This window comes from Pseudoalteromonas obscura, from assembly GCF_030135505.1.
Classification (GTDB): Bacteria; Pseudomonadota; Gammaproteobacteria; order Enterobacterales; family Alteromonadaceae; genus Pseudoalteromonas; species Pseudoalteromonas obscura.
In genome coordinates this window covers 387,295-403,446 of the sequence record NZ_JASJUT010000001.1, presented here as the reverse complement: position 1 = coordinate 403,446, position 16,152 = coordinate 387,295, and the positions used below count along the sequence as shown (strand labels likewise).

The window sequence follows — 16,152 nt, the reverse complement described above, 5'->3', positions numbered from 1 at the left end:
TTAGACAGACATTGAGAGAGTTTACTCAGTTGTCTGCTTGCGGTGTTTTTTAATGGCTTTGGCAATACGTTTAGCGGCGCGTTGCATTGTTTTTCGATTTGGATGTAAACCATCATCCATAGGTTCAAAGCCACGCCATATATCTAGAAAAATGGCATCAGGTACTTCATTTTTAAGGCGATTTAGCCTCAATTCTGAAAAAGTATCATAGTTATCTTTACTTATGATCCATGGCCAATTAAACCGTTGTCTAAGGGTTTCCCAATCAATGGCATCATAATCCGGCGCCTTAGAAAAAATAGGTGTGATCCCAGCAGCTAACGCTCTGTTGGCAACATTGACGAAGGTATCTATATAAGTGTGCATTTGTTCTAAAGTACATTCCGAAGTTTCAGACATTGGAATACCAAATGCGTCAGGGTGGTTGCAATCATTACCTCGAACAATAACGATGTATCGGGCGGATATTTCTCCTGAAAAAGAGGTCACTCTACTCAGTGCTTTAGTAAACTGCTTTTCATAGCCTTCCCAGCCGGGCCCCACACACTCAGGACCCGGAAAACACGTTAACCTATCAAATGTGGTTGCACCGGCTTGCCCTTCGTTGATGAGATGGCCAGACAGGCGAGGCTCTCTAATTAAGGCATTTCCAAGAGAAAGGTAGCGACCGGAATTAATGGCGATACCGTTGAGTGGTGCTTGTAGATTGTCAAAATAGGGCATTTTTGCATTGGCAAAAGAAGCGCCTATCAAAAGCAGTGGCGCTTCTTCCGATTTAGGTGCGGCATGCAAGTTTGATGTAAAAGATAAGCTGAGTCCCAACAACAGGGGTTTTATAGTTTGAGAAGTGAACATGATAATCCTTTTTGGTTTAGTTGTAGCCACTACACGTTAGGTGATGTGAATAAGTGAGTAAGTAAGACTTTGGTAGATTTATGAAAAGTGTTGTGATGAATGTAAAGCCGGTTTAACTGTATTCAAGAAGCAAAAAAGCGCCTTACGACGCTTTGGTAAACCTAAAAGTACTATTTTACACCACCGCAAGTCCAACCCATACCGCATGTCTTTGCTTCTCTATGGGTAAAGAACGGACAACCCCGGTCGTATTCTGTTTCACGACCAGGTCTACCACCAGCAATAGCGGGCGTTGCGTTTAAGTCAAGAGATTGATTATTAGAAAGATTTTTAATTTGTGACTTATTTAATTTTAATTTCATTTTAATTTCCTTTTATGTTCCTAGAGACTATAAATTAGCCACTGTTGTGAATATTGTCAACAATATATTGTATGCAAAATAAGTGTTCACCAAGCTAGTACTCATATTTATTCACGCTCCAATCCGATTAGTCGCACAGGAAAGCAAACTAAACAGCAATTATTTTTCACATCTGCCTGGCTCACGCGTTGTATGAGTAATAGTCCTCAATTTCATTAACACCATGTATAAATCGTAAATTCTGCACAGTATTGGTTTGAAAAGTCAGAGTAAATGAGTGTTGCTAGATGTTTAAGTATTTATTGGTGGTGTCAGGTAATAGCAATGATAAAAATTCTTAACGAAAGTACGGTTTTCAACTTACTGCTAGATAAAGGTGTTTTAGTTGTGCCAACCGCAGGGCCACTAGAGGTCGCATCTCAGGGAATGGTTTGTCATGGTGAGATAGCTGTTCAAGATGATATCGAAAAGTTTCTGACGAAAAAGGTCAATATGTCACCGTATATTAATGGTGCATATGCGGCAGGCGGTACCGTAACGTTCAGCGCTATCAATGACATTGTTTTATCGGAAGTTACTTTCAAAGGCGGGGCGCCAATTGTTCTCAAAGGAGACATTGTGTGTGCATTAAGTGTGATACCTGCACTCAATCCACAAGGAGTACCAGATCCTGGCCCACCTACTGAGCTCACTGTTAAATTTGAACCAACACAACCTATTGTTATTTCTAAATAATATGTGCTTTTTAAACGAGTGCATCAGGGGCATGTTCCCTTATATAAGTGGGTCATGAAAGGGTATCTGATGAATAATGTAAAACGTCGAATTTGTTTTTGCCTAGCGATTGTGGCGACAGTGCTTTCTGGTTGCTATAAAGAGGGGTTAATTAGAGGGAGCAATGAACTTTTGCTCAATGGCAGTCTTTTGAAAGGGCCATTGGCAAATGCTTTAATTACCATTAGTGATGTTAATCACTTAACTATCTGGCAAGGACAAAGCAATGAGCTAGCACAGTTCGAAAGCCAATTCAGCGTTCATGAAAATAGCTTATTTCATATCAAAATAGACCTCTTAGATAATACCACCATGGTATGCGATACCGCTGAGTGCTATGACCGTAACGGAAATTTAATCGCTAACTACCAAGAAATTGTGCCCGCGTCAGAACTGACAGGGTTGAGGCTCAGTCATTTGTCATCGTCCAACACCCAGCGTAATTCACTGCAAGTAAACGCGTTGACAACGTTAGTTTATGACCGGCTCGTCAATCAATTACAGGATGGTGTGAACCAAAGTGGGGTTGATTCGGCCTCACTTCAAGCAAGCCGATTAGTTTTGACCGCGCTGAACTTGAGCGAGGGTGATATCAACCTTTTGGACAGTACTTTGTCAGATGTTGAAAAGATAAGTGACTCTTCAGATCAAGCAATGACGACCTTAAGTCTCGTAAATGCGTCAATTGCAGAAAACATTACGCTAATAACCCCTTTGTCTTCAGCGATCAGCCAATTTGTTTCTGAGCCTGATAATCACCAAGTCCAAGATACTTTGTCTGACCTTAAAACGTCAGTTATGGCAAGTGCAGTTAAGCTTGCGCAAAGTGGGTTGGTCGAGGGCGTGCCAGCAACGGTAGAAGAGTCATTACATGAGGCGCAAATAAACACAATTGATTTTGAGTTGCTGCAAAGACAAAGTACCGAGCTACAGATGAAAATTCAGGCTGCCAACGCGGTGGCTTCTGTAACGGGGGCGACAGGTGCGAATGGCTAAAAAAAATCGAATTTCACGGCTAAGAAACGTGTATTGTCTCTCGCTAAGCTTAGTGGCGCTAATTTTCAGTTTGGACGTTGAAGCTCAACCGTTATTTGCGCTTAAGGAGAAACAAACCAGCAGCCAGCCTTGGTATAAAAAAGTAAATTACTTCGGCATTGTTTCAACTCGCAACCAGACTCTGTCTTTGTCGAAGTCACCGACAAATATAGCAATTGAAAGTGATAAATTTGATGGCGATTCACATACCCTCGAGGGTCGGTTTGCTTTGGGTGGTAAGTTATTTTCTCATGCGTCTATCTATGGGGAATTAACCTTGGATCAGACGGCGTTAAAAGGAAGAATAACGCGTAAAGGAGCAGCACACTTTTCTGATTCGGTCGATTATCGTAGATACAAATCAAGGTTTGAGCTTTTTTATGAATATGCACTGCCCCATGGATTCTCGAGCGGTGTAGATCTGTATTTTGGTTCTGAAAGATATCAATATCGAGAAAGTCATGTAACAGATAGAGAGTTTGGAGGTGCATTTTTACTGAGCCATGTATGGCATTTTCGCAGCGCTCACCTAGATTTTGACTATGTCATGAGTTATCGAAAACTCAATTTTGGCAGTGCTTCTCTGAACGACACAAGTCAGGTTAACCACGCATTGCTGGTTGAATATGGCTATCATTTTACTGAACATCTCAGCGGTTATTTTGGTGGGCGGTATTCAGTTTTTCCAAATCATAATAAACAGAGTTATTGGGGCAGTAGTGCACAGTTAGCTTTAATGTCAGAGATAGAGTATCGCTTAAATGCCAGCTCGGTATTGGCCTTCAAACTGGAAAAATTATGGCTGAGCAAAAGTCGCTACACCCATACGGTATCAGCCCAATACGAGTATAGATTTGGCAGTAAAAAAACTAAAAGGCGCAAAAGGAAATACAAAACGCCCAATTTGTTAATAAGGTAATTAGCCTTGGAAAACAAAGTAAATCTAAAAGTAGCAGTGTTTGGTGGCGCAGGGATTGGCCTTTTATTTGGTGTTGTTATGGGAACCAGCGTGACACCAACTGTGAGTATTTTACTTGGCACATTGACCACCATTTTAGGGGCAATTTTGGGGCTAAACGACCGTTACTTTAACGATGCGAAAGCTGCGCGGATCGGCGCATTTGGTATTGCATGTGTCATCGGCGCATATATAGGGATTTATGTACGGTCACATAATTTATTAGCGCCATCACTCGTTGAACTTAAAGCCCAATATGTATCCGCGGGCTATACCGAGCAACAGGCGTTGCAACTACTGACTTTGAAAGAGTTTGGAATGCGATTGGATAGCACATACGCTGGCGATGAAACGTCGGCCAAATCTGAGTTTAGCTTTTCTGAGCAGGCAGCCAATATCGCAAATCAGCACAATAGCTTGTTATTTAGTTCTAGTATCTCGGTGAATGGGTGTGATGAATTATCTTACACAGATAGTAGTTTAGAGCTTGACGAAATCGTTAATAACTTTGAGTTAACAGGCGGAGTGTGGGCGACCGTGAGCGAATCCATTGTTACTGAGTTTGAGGAGTCTGAGCAAAAGAAAATGTTACTGGCGATCCGCTATAGCGTATGTGCACAGCAACAAGATTTACCTTGTATTGGTAATTTACAGCTAACGGATTTGCTGACTTTCACGCAGGTAAAAAGCGTACTTGGGGCTCCTTGGTCACATATTTTCGCGCGATTTGATGAGGGAGGTTTATCGGAAAACAGCAAGTTACGTGGCGTTAAGTTAGTCCATCAAATACTTTGTTCTGGCTGATAATGGTACAGTGATGGGAAAATTGATATGTAGACTACACCTATTGATATGCTTGCTGGTATCGATTCAGACAGCGGCTGATATCAACCCCGAACAGCTGAGCTTGAGTACTGTTAGAGTGGTTGTCAAAAAGCCTAACAATGAAATGAATGTGGCATCGGGATTTTTGTGGCAGAAGCCTCAGTGGGTTGTTACTTCGTTGCATGTACTAGACGCACATGCAAAAAGTCGGATAATTATCGAGTTTGGCAAAAAGAAGCGCTTAGCTAAGGTGTCGCGAGTGTTGCCTGAGGCGGATTTAGTCTTGTTGGAAGTAATGAAGCCACCTAAAGGGTGGTCCCCTCTGACGTATTTCAAGCAATCAAGACCAAAGTATCGTGAGCATGTCACTGCATTGGGCTTTCATCATGGCGCTTTAGCAATGAGCACGAGAGAGCTACTAAAAGGGTACGCAAAACCCGAAATTTTAAAACAGTTTCTGCCACCTAATGCAGTAGAAACACTAAAGAAAACAAATATTCCAGATATTGAGTTTCCGATATATTATTTGGACGGTAGTTTACTTCCAGGCTTTTCAGGTGCACCGGTATTTGACAGGCAAGGCAAATTAGTAGGTATAGGTAATGGAGGTTTGGAAAATGGTGCGGCCAATGTGAGCTGGGTTATCCCGGCAACAAATCTAAGTAAATTGGTTAATTCAAAGCAAAGTACATTACCAAAGGGCTTGTACAAGACTTCAAAGTTATTCACCTTAGATAAAGTAGTACCACTGAAAAACCAACCAACACGTCACCTAGTTTTTAAACCATATGATGTATTAACTTGGCTATTCTCACCTGCCTATGCCGCTTCTGATGAGTGGGACTTTGGTAGTAGCCAATTGGTAGAGCCAAATGCCATTGAGTATCAAAATTTCGAATTTTATAAAATTAAAACGCGCAGTATGGCCGAGCTCATTTTAAGCAGTGCAACTCCCAATGAACTGCGCAGTATTCAACACCTATTCAAAGCAATATTCGGTGAATTTCGAATTGATTTCGAAGCGCCAAAATTTGATATTTACAGTGATGCCTATTTTGGGATCAACATAGTTGTTCCGGCTGGAGCCCAATTATATGTTGATGAGCAAGGGTATTTATTAGCTAAGAGTGCCAACATGTGCAGGCAGTGTTACTACGAGCTGCAGTACCATGCACGTATATTCAGCGATAAAAACCAAGGCGCTTTGGTTGAATCTCCCGTGGCTTTTTTTGGCGAAAAATTAACTCAGCATTGGCAGGAGCTTAATGACGAAGGAGAATTTGTAGAGTATGTTGATTTTCGGCATCTGACTATGTACGGCGGTAAACGATTTGTTGCTAATGCCCTTTACGCAAACTTTAATGAACCGCTGGTGGAGCGCTATGAAGTTAACTATTTGTCGATTGCGACAAACAGAGAAAGCTGGCTGCAAACACAGGCAATTAATAATCGGTTTGATGATGAATATATGCAGCAACTATCGACACATACGGGGCTAAATTGCCAACGCGTTAATTTGTCCAGTGAACAGGTTGAGTTATGTCAATCTCTCGTCTATGCATACACTTTACTTGCGAGTGTGCACTTAACCGGTTTTTCAAACCGTTTTTTCCCAATATAACCCGTTCTAATTCATGGCTATGTTTGTGTCGGATGACAATCCGACAGCTAATAGCCTCTAAGCTCGTTTAAAACATGGAAGGGTTGTTGCTCCATGTAACGACTTTTCACCTTCAATAAAAATTAAATATATAAAAATCATAAAATTAAAAAAAGATCAGATTAATTTTCACAGCTTCTTACCCATGGCGTCATAGCAGTACAAATTAATTAATAACACACATTGGTTGGGACTGATGTGGCGGAGCCGTGGAAACGCTCTTTGTTTTCGAGGCGCAGAGAAAAGGGTGGGTTTGTTCCCATTGATTTGCCACCTGAACTGTGATGACCGAGCAGCTCTGTGCCTCTTTTTCCCAAATTCTTGCCGAACCGGCTAATTAGAATGTAATTATCAACGTAAGGAAATATTATGCCTCAATATAAAACCCCAGACGTCTACGTCCAAGAGAAGTCAACACTGCCACCATCTGTTGCAGAAGTTGCAACCGCTATCCCTGCATTTATCGGTTATACAACTAAGCTAGATGATGAAGGTAACGTTGCTTATATGAATTCCCCTGTGCGCATTACTAGCATGGTTGAGTTTGAAGCTGTTTTTGGTGGTGCATACCAAGAAAGTTTCGCAGTTGCACCAAAAGCTTCAGGCGGCTTTAATGTCACGTCTGATGGTTCAAATTTAGCGGACGCATTCTTCTTTTTACACCAAGCGGTAAGTCATTTCTTTGCCAATGGTGGTGGCGCATGTTATGTGGTCAGTATTGGTCAAGCGAGTTCAACGCTTATTACAAACAGTGAACTTCAAAGTGCGCAAGCAGATCAATTTACCGCTGCAATTGCACTGTTGAATAAAGTTGATGAAGTAACCTTAATCTCTTGTCCAGAAGCCATTGGCCTGAGCACAGTTAAGCACTACGAAGTACAAAACAAAGCACTTGTTCATGCTGAAAAGAGAATGGACCGTTTTGCATTGGTTGACGTTCAAATGCAAGCAGACTCTATGAGCATTGACCCAATTTCTGATGATGCAAAAGCGCTAAGAGCTGGCGCAACGCTAGGTCTAAAATATGGTGCTGCGTACTACCCGTATTTAACAACTACAATGGCACGTACTTATGATGCTAAGCAAGTTGTTGTTAAATCACCATTGACGGCGCAAGTGCTTTGGCCAAAGGACGAAGCGACTCATACATTGGTTTCTTTGAACGCAAATGGTGAGTGGGAAGATATTGCTAAGGATTATTTATCTCCAAATAATGCACAGAGCAATTATGCTGATGAAGCAGTGTACGACCCTGCTGGCAAGCAATACCTGACTGCGGAAACTGTATTTATTGAAGCTGGTGACGGCGCTGCATATTACCGTCTAACTGATGGTAAAGAAGTTGTACTTGTTGAAGGTGAAATCAAAGACAAAGATCAAGGCGGTAGCGTTGTGATCAATGACGTATGTATGCTGTCTGATGTCACTTTACCTACTTTACAACTAGCTGCAATTGGCGACCCTGCTTATCCGTTCTCATCAGCAGATGTATACAACCAAGTAAAAGCTGAACTTGGTAAAAACTACCTAGACCTACCGCCTTCACCTGCTATCGCTGGTGTGATGGCAAAAACTGACAAAGATCGCGGTGTATGGAAAGCGCCAGCTAATGCGGCGCTTGCGCAAGTATTAATGCCAAAGCTGGCTATCGACAATACTGAGCAAGAAAACCTCAACGTAGATGCAACCTCTGGTAAGTCTATCAATGCTATCCGTACATTTGTTGGCAAAGGCACTTTGGTGTGGGGCGCTCGTACGCTTGCTGGTAATGACAACGAGTGGCGTTATGTTTCGGTTCGCCGTTTATTCAACATGGTTGAAGAGTCAGTACAAAAAGCAACGCACTTTGCGGTATTCGAACCGAATACACCGTTCACATGGTTAAAGCTCAAAACCATGATTGAAAGTTACCTAGAAAACCTTTGGCGTTCAGGTGCATTCTTTGGCGAAACGCCAGAGCAAGCATTCTTTGTCAATGTGGGCCTAGGTCAAACCATGACTGAGGACGACATCAATAATGGCTTAATGAATATTGAAATTGGCCTTGCGGCAGTACGCCCAGCTGAATTCATTGTTCTAACTTTCTCTCACAAGAGCCTAGAAGGTTAATAATCAACGCCTTTTTTGGGCAATTAGCTAATCAAACATGTCTATTTGACGCCTTTTTAGTGCGTCAGGTAGACCACAATTATCACTACAGCTTGGCTGTAAATACCGAATTTTTTGGAGTTATTACATGGCTACTACTAAAGCAGATATCGCAGCAGAATATCCAATTCCCGTCTATCGATTTGTTGTCAGCTTCGGCGAAGAAAGCATCCCGTTTTCAGAAGTGTCTGGTCTAGACATTGGTGTTGAAACTATCACTTACAAAGATGGTTATGGGAAAAAGCACATGCCTGGGCAACCAACTGATGTCAACATTACATTGAAGCGTGGTCTAGTTAAGCAGAAGAGCCAATTCTACGATTGGATTTCTTCTATCAGCTTAAATCTAGTCGACAAAAAAGACATCACGATCTCATTAACTAACGAAGACAGATCTCAGCCTATCGTTACTTGGAAAGTGATCAATGCGTTTCCTAAGAAACTCACAGCACCTAGCATCAATGGCGGCTCGAATGAAGCCAGTGTTGAGGCACTAGAAATGATGGCGGACGATATCAAGATCGAATTCCATTAATTTTTAATTTTCTTTTAGGGCACGTAAGTGCCCGCTTAGGTGGCTAATATGTTTCAAGATCCTAGAACACCTATGGTTGGGTATCGATTTTTGGTTGGTATCATGGCCGCCGGTGTGCCAAACCCCATTGATATTTTGTTTAAAGAAGTTAGCGGTCTTAAGATGAACCGCACTATTGAATATACCAATAACCGAGTCAGTATCGCCAACCAAAAACAAGCCAAAACATTAACTCTAAAAAGAGGTGTGTTTCAAGGTGGCAGCCTTTTGATGCTGCAAAACCTAGTTTTTGGCGATGCATGGAACACTTACTTAGTTAAAAACCACATTTTGATCACCACCTTAGATGATAACTACTTACCATCGCAAGCATGGCTTGTACAAAACGCATTTTTAGAAAGCTGGGAGTGGGAGGGGATTGATGCGAGCCGAAATGATGTACTTATTGAGTCTCTCAGTTTTAGTTATCGTGATTTGGTGGCAGTGCCTATTCCTGGCTTGCCAGTGTAAGGAGCCTCAAAGATGGAAATTAAGTGTAATCAAGTGCGGGTTAGGGCACGGATCCGTGCTGATCGCCCCGCCCAACCTGCAGAGCCAAGTTCAGGCGGTATGTCCAATGATGCGCAAAAGCAGGCGCCCCAAGCTGAGCACTTTAGCAATACAGTGAACCGGGTTGAACTGCAAGACTTATTGTGCCAGTTAGAGTCAGACATAAAACGACATATTGAATTTAGATTTGCGCGGCAAGGAAAAGAAAAAAGGCCCTGATTATGAACAAAGCGGACGGTATCAATGCAAGTGGTTTACCCCTTTGCAAAGTGACATTTTATAAAAAAATCGAGCGAGGAAATGGCAATAAATTGGGAGAATTAACCTTACCTTATGATCCCAAGTCACTCAATGTGACTCATCAAAATTACCTAATAGAATCAAAAGCGATTGGTTCTGAAAGTGGCTCAGCTCGCTATCAAAAATCTCCTACGTCAATTTTAACGATTAAGTTTTTGCTAGATGACACGATTATCGAAACGCCTGCGCAACTAGCAATGGGCATAAGTGGAGAGACCACAACTGAAGACAGTATTCAGCAAATGCTGCAGTATGGTCTTGCTGTTCAAGGAGAGACACACTTACCTGCGTTTGTCACTATTATGCCGTTGAACATGGTTCTTAATCATGGCGCAGATGGCGGCTTTCACGGCATGTTCAATGATATTAACGTGATCAGTGAACTGGTTAATGCCAAAGGCAACCGAGTTAAAGCCCAAGTGGAGTGTAACATCTCAGAGTGTTTATCTAACAAAGAAATTAAGCTCAGAACAGGTAAAAGCTCGCCAGATCTTACCCACGAGTTGCAGTTTAAAGATGGCGACAGCTTAGTATCAGAAGTGACATCCATTTACGGTAAAGCAAACTATGTACATCAAGTTGCCAGTGTAAATAGACTGCCTTCGATTCGTACCGCGTCGGTCGGAGAATACGTTATATATCCACCATTGGAGCGCTAACATGGATATTCGATATACGATCTTAGTGGATGGCAGTGAGAAAAAGTTAGAGGTCGGTGTGCGAGAGATTAGCACCCACCGTGGGCTCAATCAGGTTTCTGAGTTGTCGATTGTATTTGAAGATGGAGATATGGCCGAAGAAACCTATACACTGGATCTCAATAAAGACTTTCAGCCTGGTAAGGCTATTGAGGTAAAAGCCGGATTTGGTGAAGACCCACAAATTACGTTATTTGATGGTGTGATAACTGGTGGAAGGATTGGTTATTGCTGTGACCCGTATGTTGAAGTATTTGCTAAAGGTGAAGCAAATAAACTATGTCAATCTAAAATAAGTAAGCTCTACAAACCTGATTCTACCGATACAGATATCATCACTGACTTGCTCAAACCTTGTGCCGGCAAAAAAACCGTAGCAGACAGTAAAATAAAGCACTATCAGTACCTTATGGTTGAAAAAAAACCTTGGGAAGTGGTCATGAATCGGATCTTGACCAACGGTTTCGCACTCTACGAAGAGGAAGGGATCCAAATTGTTGATCTTACAAAGCATAAACCTGCTGCCACTGAGTTTAACGTTGCAATGGACGGGTGTACGGAATTTGAATTATGCCTAGACAATAGTTCTTACGCGCAAAAGGTTGATCACAGTGCTTGGGATATTAAAACGCAAGCCTTGTTATTAGAGACTTATGACTCGGGAGAGAAAAAAGAAGGAGCTGCGGCAGATGTTGTTATTAAATCTCAGATGCCTGTTGATAAGCTAGAGCTCGCAGCCAAAGCCAAAGCTGAGCAAGTTTATCGGTTGTTAGATACCAGCCAAGGTCGTATTCAAGTAGATATGTCCATTGCCACCACTTTACACAGTTTGAAGCTGCTAGATGCAATCAAGGTGTCAGGTGCTGGTGAAAACAACAAAGCAGATTATATAGTGACAGAAATTCATCATCATTTAAGCAACCAAGGCTGGTTTTGTGAATTTACACTGGGCTTATCTTTGACCAAGAGTGGCTGGTCTAAATGGGCTGAGTTGTCATCTACTCCCATGTTGGTAGGCACAGTTGCACCTTTTAAAGAAGATAAAGAGAAGCTGCATCGCATACCTGTCACTTTGAACACGTTAACGACTGAGCCTATTTGGGCAAGGTTGTTGACTACCTATGTAGGCAAAGAAGAGGGCTTATTCTTGCCGCCAAACCCTGACACCGAAGTGCTTGTCGATTTTATTGGTGGAGATGCTAGACACCCAGTTATTGTCGGTGCATGTCACAATCCAGTCGCGCCACCTCCGCTAGGCGGGTACAAAAAAGAATATGATGTTCGGGGGTTATTGTTTAAAGAGCAAGCAACCGCAATTAAGTTCACTTTCAAAGATCCGCACATCATTTTAGAGGGCAGCAAAGAGCACTCAATTTCACTGGGAGACAGCTCAGGTTATGCCTTGTCGCAAAAAGATAAAGCAGGTATGACGGCAAAAACAGATGTGGTTATAAAAACCCCTGATGACAGCCAAATTAAAATGGATAAGAGCATTACCATAGAAAGTGCAAAAGTGGTGGTTGCGACGGATAAGATGGAAATAGGATAACGAGGAGTTTTGTATGGATAATTCATTTCTTGGTCGGGGGTGGAGTTTTCCTCCGAAGTTTACAAACCCAGACGCAGGGCCTGAAATGGCTGAAGATGAAGAATTAGTAAAACAAGCGATTACTGTTGCATTAAATACTCTAAAGGGGGAGCGACCTTATTGGAGTGAGCTGGGTTCTGGTTTGTCTAACTTCGTTTTTGAAGATGCCAGTGAATCAGCGTTGGTGACGCTAAAGCAAGAGATATCTGCGGTGTTATTAAACTACGAACCTAGAATTATCTTAGAAGATATTTCATTCGATATGTCAGACGTTTACGAAGGTGCGCTGTTAATAGAACTGACTTATATGATCCGCAAAACCAATAGCCGAAGCAATATGGTGTTTCCTTTCTACCTTGCAGAGCAGTCAGTTTAAACCCGTTTTTAAACTTTTATTGAACACGTCCTTTTCTTCTTTACTAGCCAAGTATCAAGCAGAACCACGTCGCTTACTATTTAGCAATGGTCAATCAGGCCAAGTAGCGCATAGATGTGCTCATATATAACATTAATAAGGTACTCTCATGACTTTTAAGTCTCGTAGTCAATCACTTGATTCAAAGGAAATAAAGGGGTTAAGTCAAACTGCACGACAGATCCCAGAGCTTTCTAGTGAATTTTTTAACATAGAGCCGCGTACAGTAGAACAGTGGTTAAGTTACTTGTCGACGGTTGCACAGCATACTCAATTTATTGGTCAAGCAACTTGGCAGCCTGTTCAGACTTGGTACAAAGTGATCCCAGAGCCTGCCAAATTTGCGGCATTAGCGAAGCTAATCGTGTCAGACAGTGGCGATGAACTAATTAAGGGTTTAGCAAGTAGACCTGATTTGGCTTTATTGCTCACGTTTGTGGATTTATTGCAGCATACGCAGCAGCAATTTAACGGTTTTGTGCAGCGCCACTTAGATCACTACTATCGTGATGTTTTAGGTTTTGACCTGCTAGATGCGACACCAGATTCGGCGCATGTATTAATCGAACTCAATGAAGTTGATTCCTTGACCCTGCAACCAGGTACACAGTTTGATGGTGGAAAGGACGAGCAAGGACAAGACTTGGTTTACCAACTCTCTGAACCAAGCGCGATTAACCGTGCCGTGGTTGACAATGTCATCACGGTAAACAAAGCAGACAATGACTCAGGTATCAAAATTGGCCGAAATGTTTTGCTGGATACGGAACAAGGGGTAGAGCTTGAAAGTAGCGCAATGACTTTTGGCGATATAGAGCAAGCACACCTGCAGCCCCCCGTGGAAATCGGCTTTAAAATTGCTTCTCAAGATTTATTCTTGAGCAGTGGCAAACGGGTAATCGCACTGCGCTTTTCAACAGATGAGTTTGGTGAAACACCAATTGACTTAACCTTGTGGCTTGAAAGCTTTGACATTCAGGTGAGTACGGAAGACGGGCCTATTCAACTAGACGCGCAGCAAGTGTCTTTGAGTAACAATAATGAGCTGGTTATTCTTGTTGATGAACTGTTTGCGCCAATTGCGCCGGTAAAAGATGTGTTTATAGGTCGCGACAAAGTATTGCCCTACATTGCATTTGTGTTGAAGCAATCCAAGTATGATGCTCTGTATGCGCTTGATTTACAAAAAAGAGATGAGTTACTTGCGCAGTTAACACGCAGTGAGATCCAGGAAATTCAGCTGGCAGTTACGGTATTAGGTGCAGATGGCTTAATTGCGAATAATGGAATTGGTTTTTTGGATACCTCAAAGCCCTTTGAACCGTTTGGCTTTACGCCCCAGCTCGCAGAAAAGTTTGAGTTCACGCACCCCGAATTACTATGTAAACGGGTTACGCGAGCGAGTATCGAGTTTAACTGGGTAGGTAGACCAGAAGATTTTGATGCGCACTATCAGACGTACCTGCTTTACAAAAACGTTGTGACAAAACCTCCTGTCACTGCAACTGACAACAGCGAACCTCTTCCTTGGCCGAAAAACCAAGTGCTGATCTCGCAGTCTGATGTAGCTTATAGCAGTGAGCAAACGAAAAAGGTATCAGACCTTTTTTACAATGATCCGGCATGGCAAGTGTCAGGTGACGACGCGGGTTTTGAGTCATTGTCACTTGATGCTGCACAGCAGAGTGAAGCGCTACCAGAGCTGGTTAATAACGTTGCTACCAACCGCCTAGTATTTACCTATGACGATGATAATGGCGGAGCTGATTACTTATCTTTGCCTTTTAACTTAACTCAAGCGAAACAGTGGCCTAAGTGGTATACATTAGAGCTATCTAATCAGGATTTTGGGCACCCGCAATACACAAAAGTGTCTGAGTACTATGCTTTTCAAAATAGCATGAAGCTAGCTAATTGGGATCCCGACAATGGCGACTTTATTCCAACGCAAGTCCTTGAGCCATATACGCCATTATTAGATTCTGTAAAACTGCATTACCGAACACAAAGTACTTCTCGGGCGCAAAGAAATGCGATTGGCAATGCTATTTGGATAGAGCATATTTCACCAATCGGTCGTCAATTGCAGATTTTAGAAACCCAAAATAGCCTACATTTACTCCCTGAAATTGACGAACTTGGATATTTATACGTTGCGTTTGGTGCATTGCCAACACCAGGCCAGTGCAGTGTTTTGTTCCAGTTAGAGGCGGTGGATGGTTACAATTTTAGCGAGCCGCCGCAGTTTAAATGGGAGTACTACAATCAGGGAAAATGGCATCACTTTAGTCGTGATGATTCTCAGGGAAGTGACCAAGAAGGTAGGATCTTACAAGACAATACGTATGATTTACTTGATTCAGGGATCATCATTTTTTCACTGCCTGAGTTCGATTTAACGGACCAATTTAACCAAGATGGAAAAGTATGGATAAGGGCTGTGATTGACTCAGAAACGCGGGTGGATGACTACATTCAACCGATATATTCAAAATTGAAAGGGGTGTATTCACAGGCTGTACAAATCACCCTTAACTCAACAGAGCATGCGCAGTCTCATTATCTGAAACCTCTCGAAGCGGGCAGCATTGGTAAGTTGACGGTGACAGACCCTTCAATAGCGTCAGTTGTTCAGCCATTTGATAGCTTTGGTGCCAAAGTAAAAGAGGACGATAGCCGCTTGTACCGTAGAGTCAGTGAACGACTGAGACACAGAGATAGGCTTCTTACGGCGTGGGATTATGAACACTTCGTATTACAGGCATTTCCAGAGTTGCATTCAGTGACTGCATATCAAACCAAAGAGGGTGTCAATATAACGGTGATCCCGCTGAACCACGACACTGATATTTTACAACCTAAAGCTCCGCGATATTTGATGCGAAAAATACAGGAGGAAGTGGAAGCCCGCTCTGTTCCAGACCTTAAAGTGCGTGTAGAGGACCCCAAATATGTAGAAGTACAGCTTGAAATCATTATTCAGATCGATCCTAGATTCGATATTCAGACCACAGTCGTTGAACTTAATGCGCTGATTGTCGAGACGTTAACTCCCTGGAACAAACCTGACGCAGAGCTATCGAAAACGATTTTCTTAACCGATGTCGCACAAGCTTTGGAGGCGCACCAAGCAGTGAATATGGTCCAAGTTATCCGTGGTAAGCGCCTAGATGCACAAGCCAAAGAATATGCTCAGATCTCTCCTAACACTTGTTGTCCAGAGGGAAGCAGCCCTTCAGATGGCTGCCGCGAAATACTGGTCCCCACCCGGAACCATAAAATCTCTTTGACCAATGTAGATGGGGATGTTTTTGAAGGGATTGGTAAATGGAAAATTCAACATAACTTTGTTGTGCAGTGATCTCACTTACTTTCACTTGACGCTGAATTGAGAAAATCATTCACAGTTTAAATAATTCGGCGTCTTCTCCCATATCGAATTACTTTCCA

At 42.4% G+C, this 16,152-nt stretch carries 15 protein-coding genes; 13 read left to right on the top strand and 2 right to left on the bottom strand.

All coding sequences use genetic code 11. The features are described 5' to 3' along the window. Positions 1–21: 21 nt before the first annotated feature. The gene (locus QNM18_RS01765) at positions 22–855 is read right to left on the bottom strand and encodes an SGNH/GDSL hydrolase family protein (protein WP_284136130.1); all 834 of its coding nucleotides are present in this window, start codon (positions 853–855) and stop codon (positions 22–24) included. Positions 856–1,025: 170 nt separating this feature from the next. After that, the gene (locus tag QNM18_RS01760) at positions 1,026–1,217 is read right to left on the bottom strand and encodes a hypothetical protein (RefSeq protein ID WP_211013111.1); all 192 of its coding nucleotides are present in this window, start codon (positions 1,215–1,217) and stop codon (positions 1,026–1,028) included. Between the two features lie 324 nt (positions 1,218–1,541). Between QNM18_RS01760 and QNM18_RS01755 the strand changes: the two genes are divergently transcribed. The 13 genes from QNM18_RS01755 (at position 1,542) to QNM18_RS01695 (ending at position 16,063) form a co-directional block, all read left to right on the top strand. Continuing rightward, positions 1,542–1,952, top strand: coding sequence for a hypothetical protein (locus tag QNM18_RS01755; protein WP_284136129.1), 411 nt, complete (start codon positions 1,542–1,544; stop codon positions 1,950–1,952). A gap of 69 nt (positions 1,953–2,021) precedes the next feature. Beyond that, the gene (locus QNM18_RS01750) at positions 2,022–2,987 is read left to right on the top strand and encodes a hypothetical protein (protein ID WP_284136128.1); all 966 of its coding nucleotides are present in this window, start codon (positions 2,022–2,024) and stop codon (positions 2,985–2,987) included. Further along, positions 2,980–3,945, top strand: a complete 966-nt coding sequence (locus tag QNM18_RS01745; protein ID WP_284136127.1) for a TonB-dependent receptor — start codon at positions 2,980–2,982, stop codon at positions 3,943–3,945. The genes QNM18_RS01750 and QNM18_RS01745 overlap by 8 nt, the downstream gene beginning before the upstream one ends. 6 nt (positions 3,946–3,951) lie before the next feature. Next, on the top strand, positions 3,952–4,788 hold the full coding sequence (locus QNM18_RS01740; RefSeq protein ID WP_284136126.1) for a hypothetical protein: 837 nt from the start codon (positions 3,952–3,954) through the stop codon (positions 4,786–4,788). Positions 4,789–4,801: 13 nt separating this feature from the next. Continuing rightward, positions 4,802–6,430, top strand: coding sequence for a S1 family peptidase (locus QNM18_RS01735; RefSeq protein ID WP_284136125.1), 1,629 nt, complete (start codon positions 4,802–4,804; stop codon positions 6,428–6,430). 408 nt (positions 6,431–6,838) lie between these two features. Further along, positions 6,839–8,578: a phage tail sheath family protein gene (locus QNM18_RS01730; protein WP_284136124.1), complete on the top strand. Its 1,740-nt coding sequence runs from the start codon at positions 6,839–6,841 to the stop codon at positions 8,576–8,578. A 127-nt stretch (positions 8,579–8,705) separates the two neighbouring features. Next, positions 8,706–9,152, top strand: a complete 447-nt coding sequence (locus QNM18_RS01725) for a phage tail protein (protein WP_023399363.1) — start codon at positions 8,706–8,708, stop codon at positions 9,150–9,152. A 48-nt stretch (positions 9,153–9,200) separates the two neighbouring features. Beyond that, complete coding sequence (locus QNM18_RS01720; protein WP_023399364.1) at positions 9,201–9,662, top strand: phage tail protein; 462 nt, start codon at positions 9,201–9,203, stop codon at positions 9,660–9,662. Between the two features lie 12 nt (positions 9,663–9,674). After that, on the top strand, positions 9,675–9,920 hold the full coding sequence (locus QNM18_RS01715; RefSeq protein WP_211013118.1) for a hypothetical protein: 246 nt from the start codon (positions 9,675–9,677) through the stop codon (positions 9,918–9,920). Positions 9,921–9,922: 2 nt separating this feature from the next. Next, positions 9,923–10,660, top strand: a complete 738-nt coding sequence (locus QNM18_RS01710) for a CIS tube protein (RefSeq protein WP_211013119.1) — start codon at positions 9,923–9,925, stop codon at positions 10,658–10,660. A 1-nt stretch (position 10,661) separates the two neighbouring features. Then, positions 10,662–12,248 carry a phage baseplate assembly protein V gene (locus QNM18_RS01705; RefSeq protein WP_284136123.1) on the top strand — a complete coding sequence of 529 codons (1,587 nt, stop codon included), beginning with the start codon at positions 10,662–10,664 and terminating at the stop codon, positions 12,246–12,248. A 13-nt stretch (positions 12,249–12,261) separates the two neighbouring features. Continuing rightward, positions 12,262–12,663: a GPW/gp25 family protein gene (locus QNM18_RS01700; RefSeq protein ID WP_284136122.1), complete on the top strand. Its 402-nt coding sequence runs from the start codon at positions 12,262–12,264 to the stop codon at positions 12,661–12,663. Between the two features lie 148 nt (positions 12,664–12,811). Beyond that, positions 12,812–16,063, top strand: a complete 3,252-nt coding sequence (locus QNM18_RS01695; RefSeq protein ID WP_284136121.1) for a hypothetical protein — start codon at positions 12,812–12,814, stop codon at positions 16,061–16,063. The last annotated feature ends 89 nt before the right edge of the window (positions 16,064–16,152 follow it).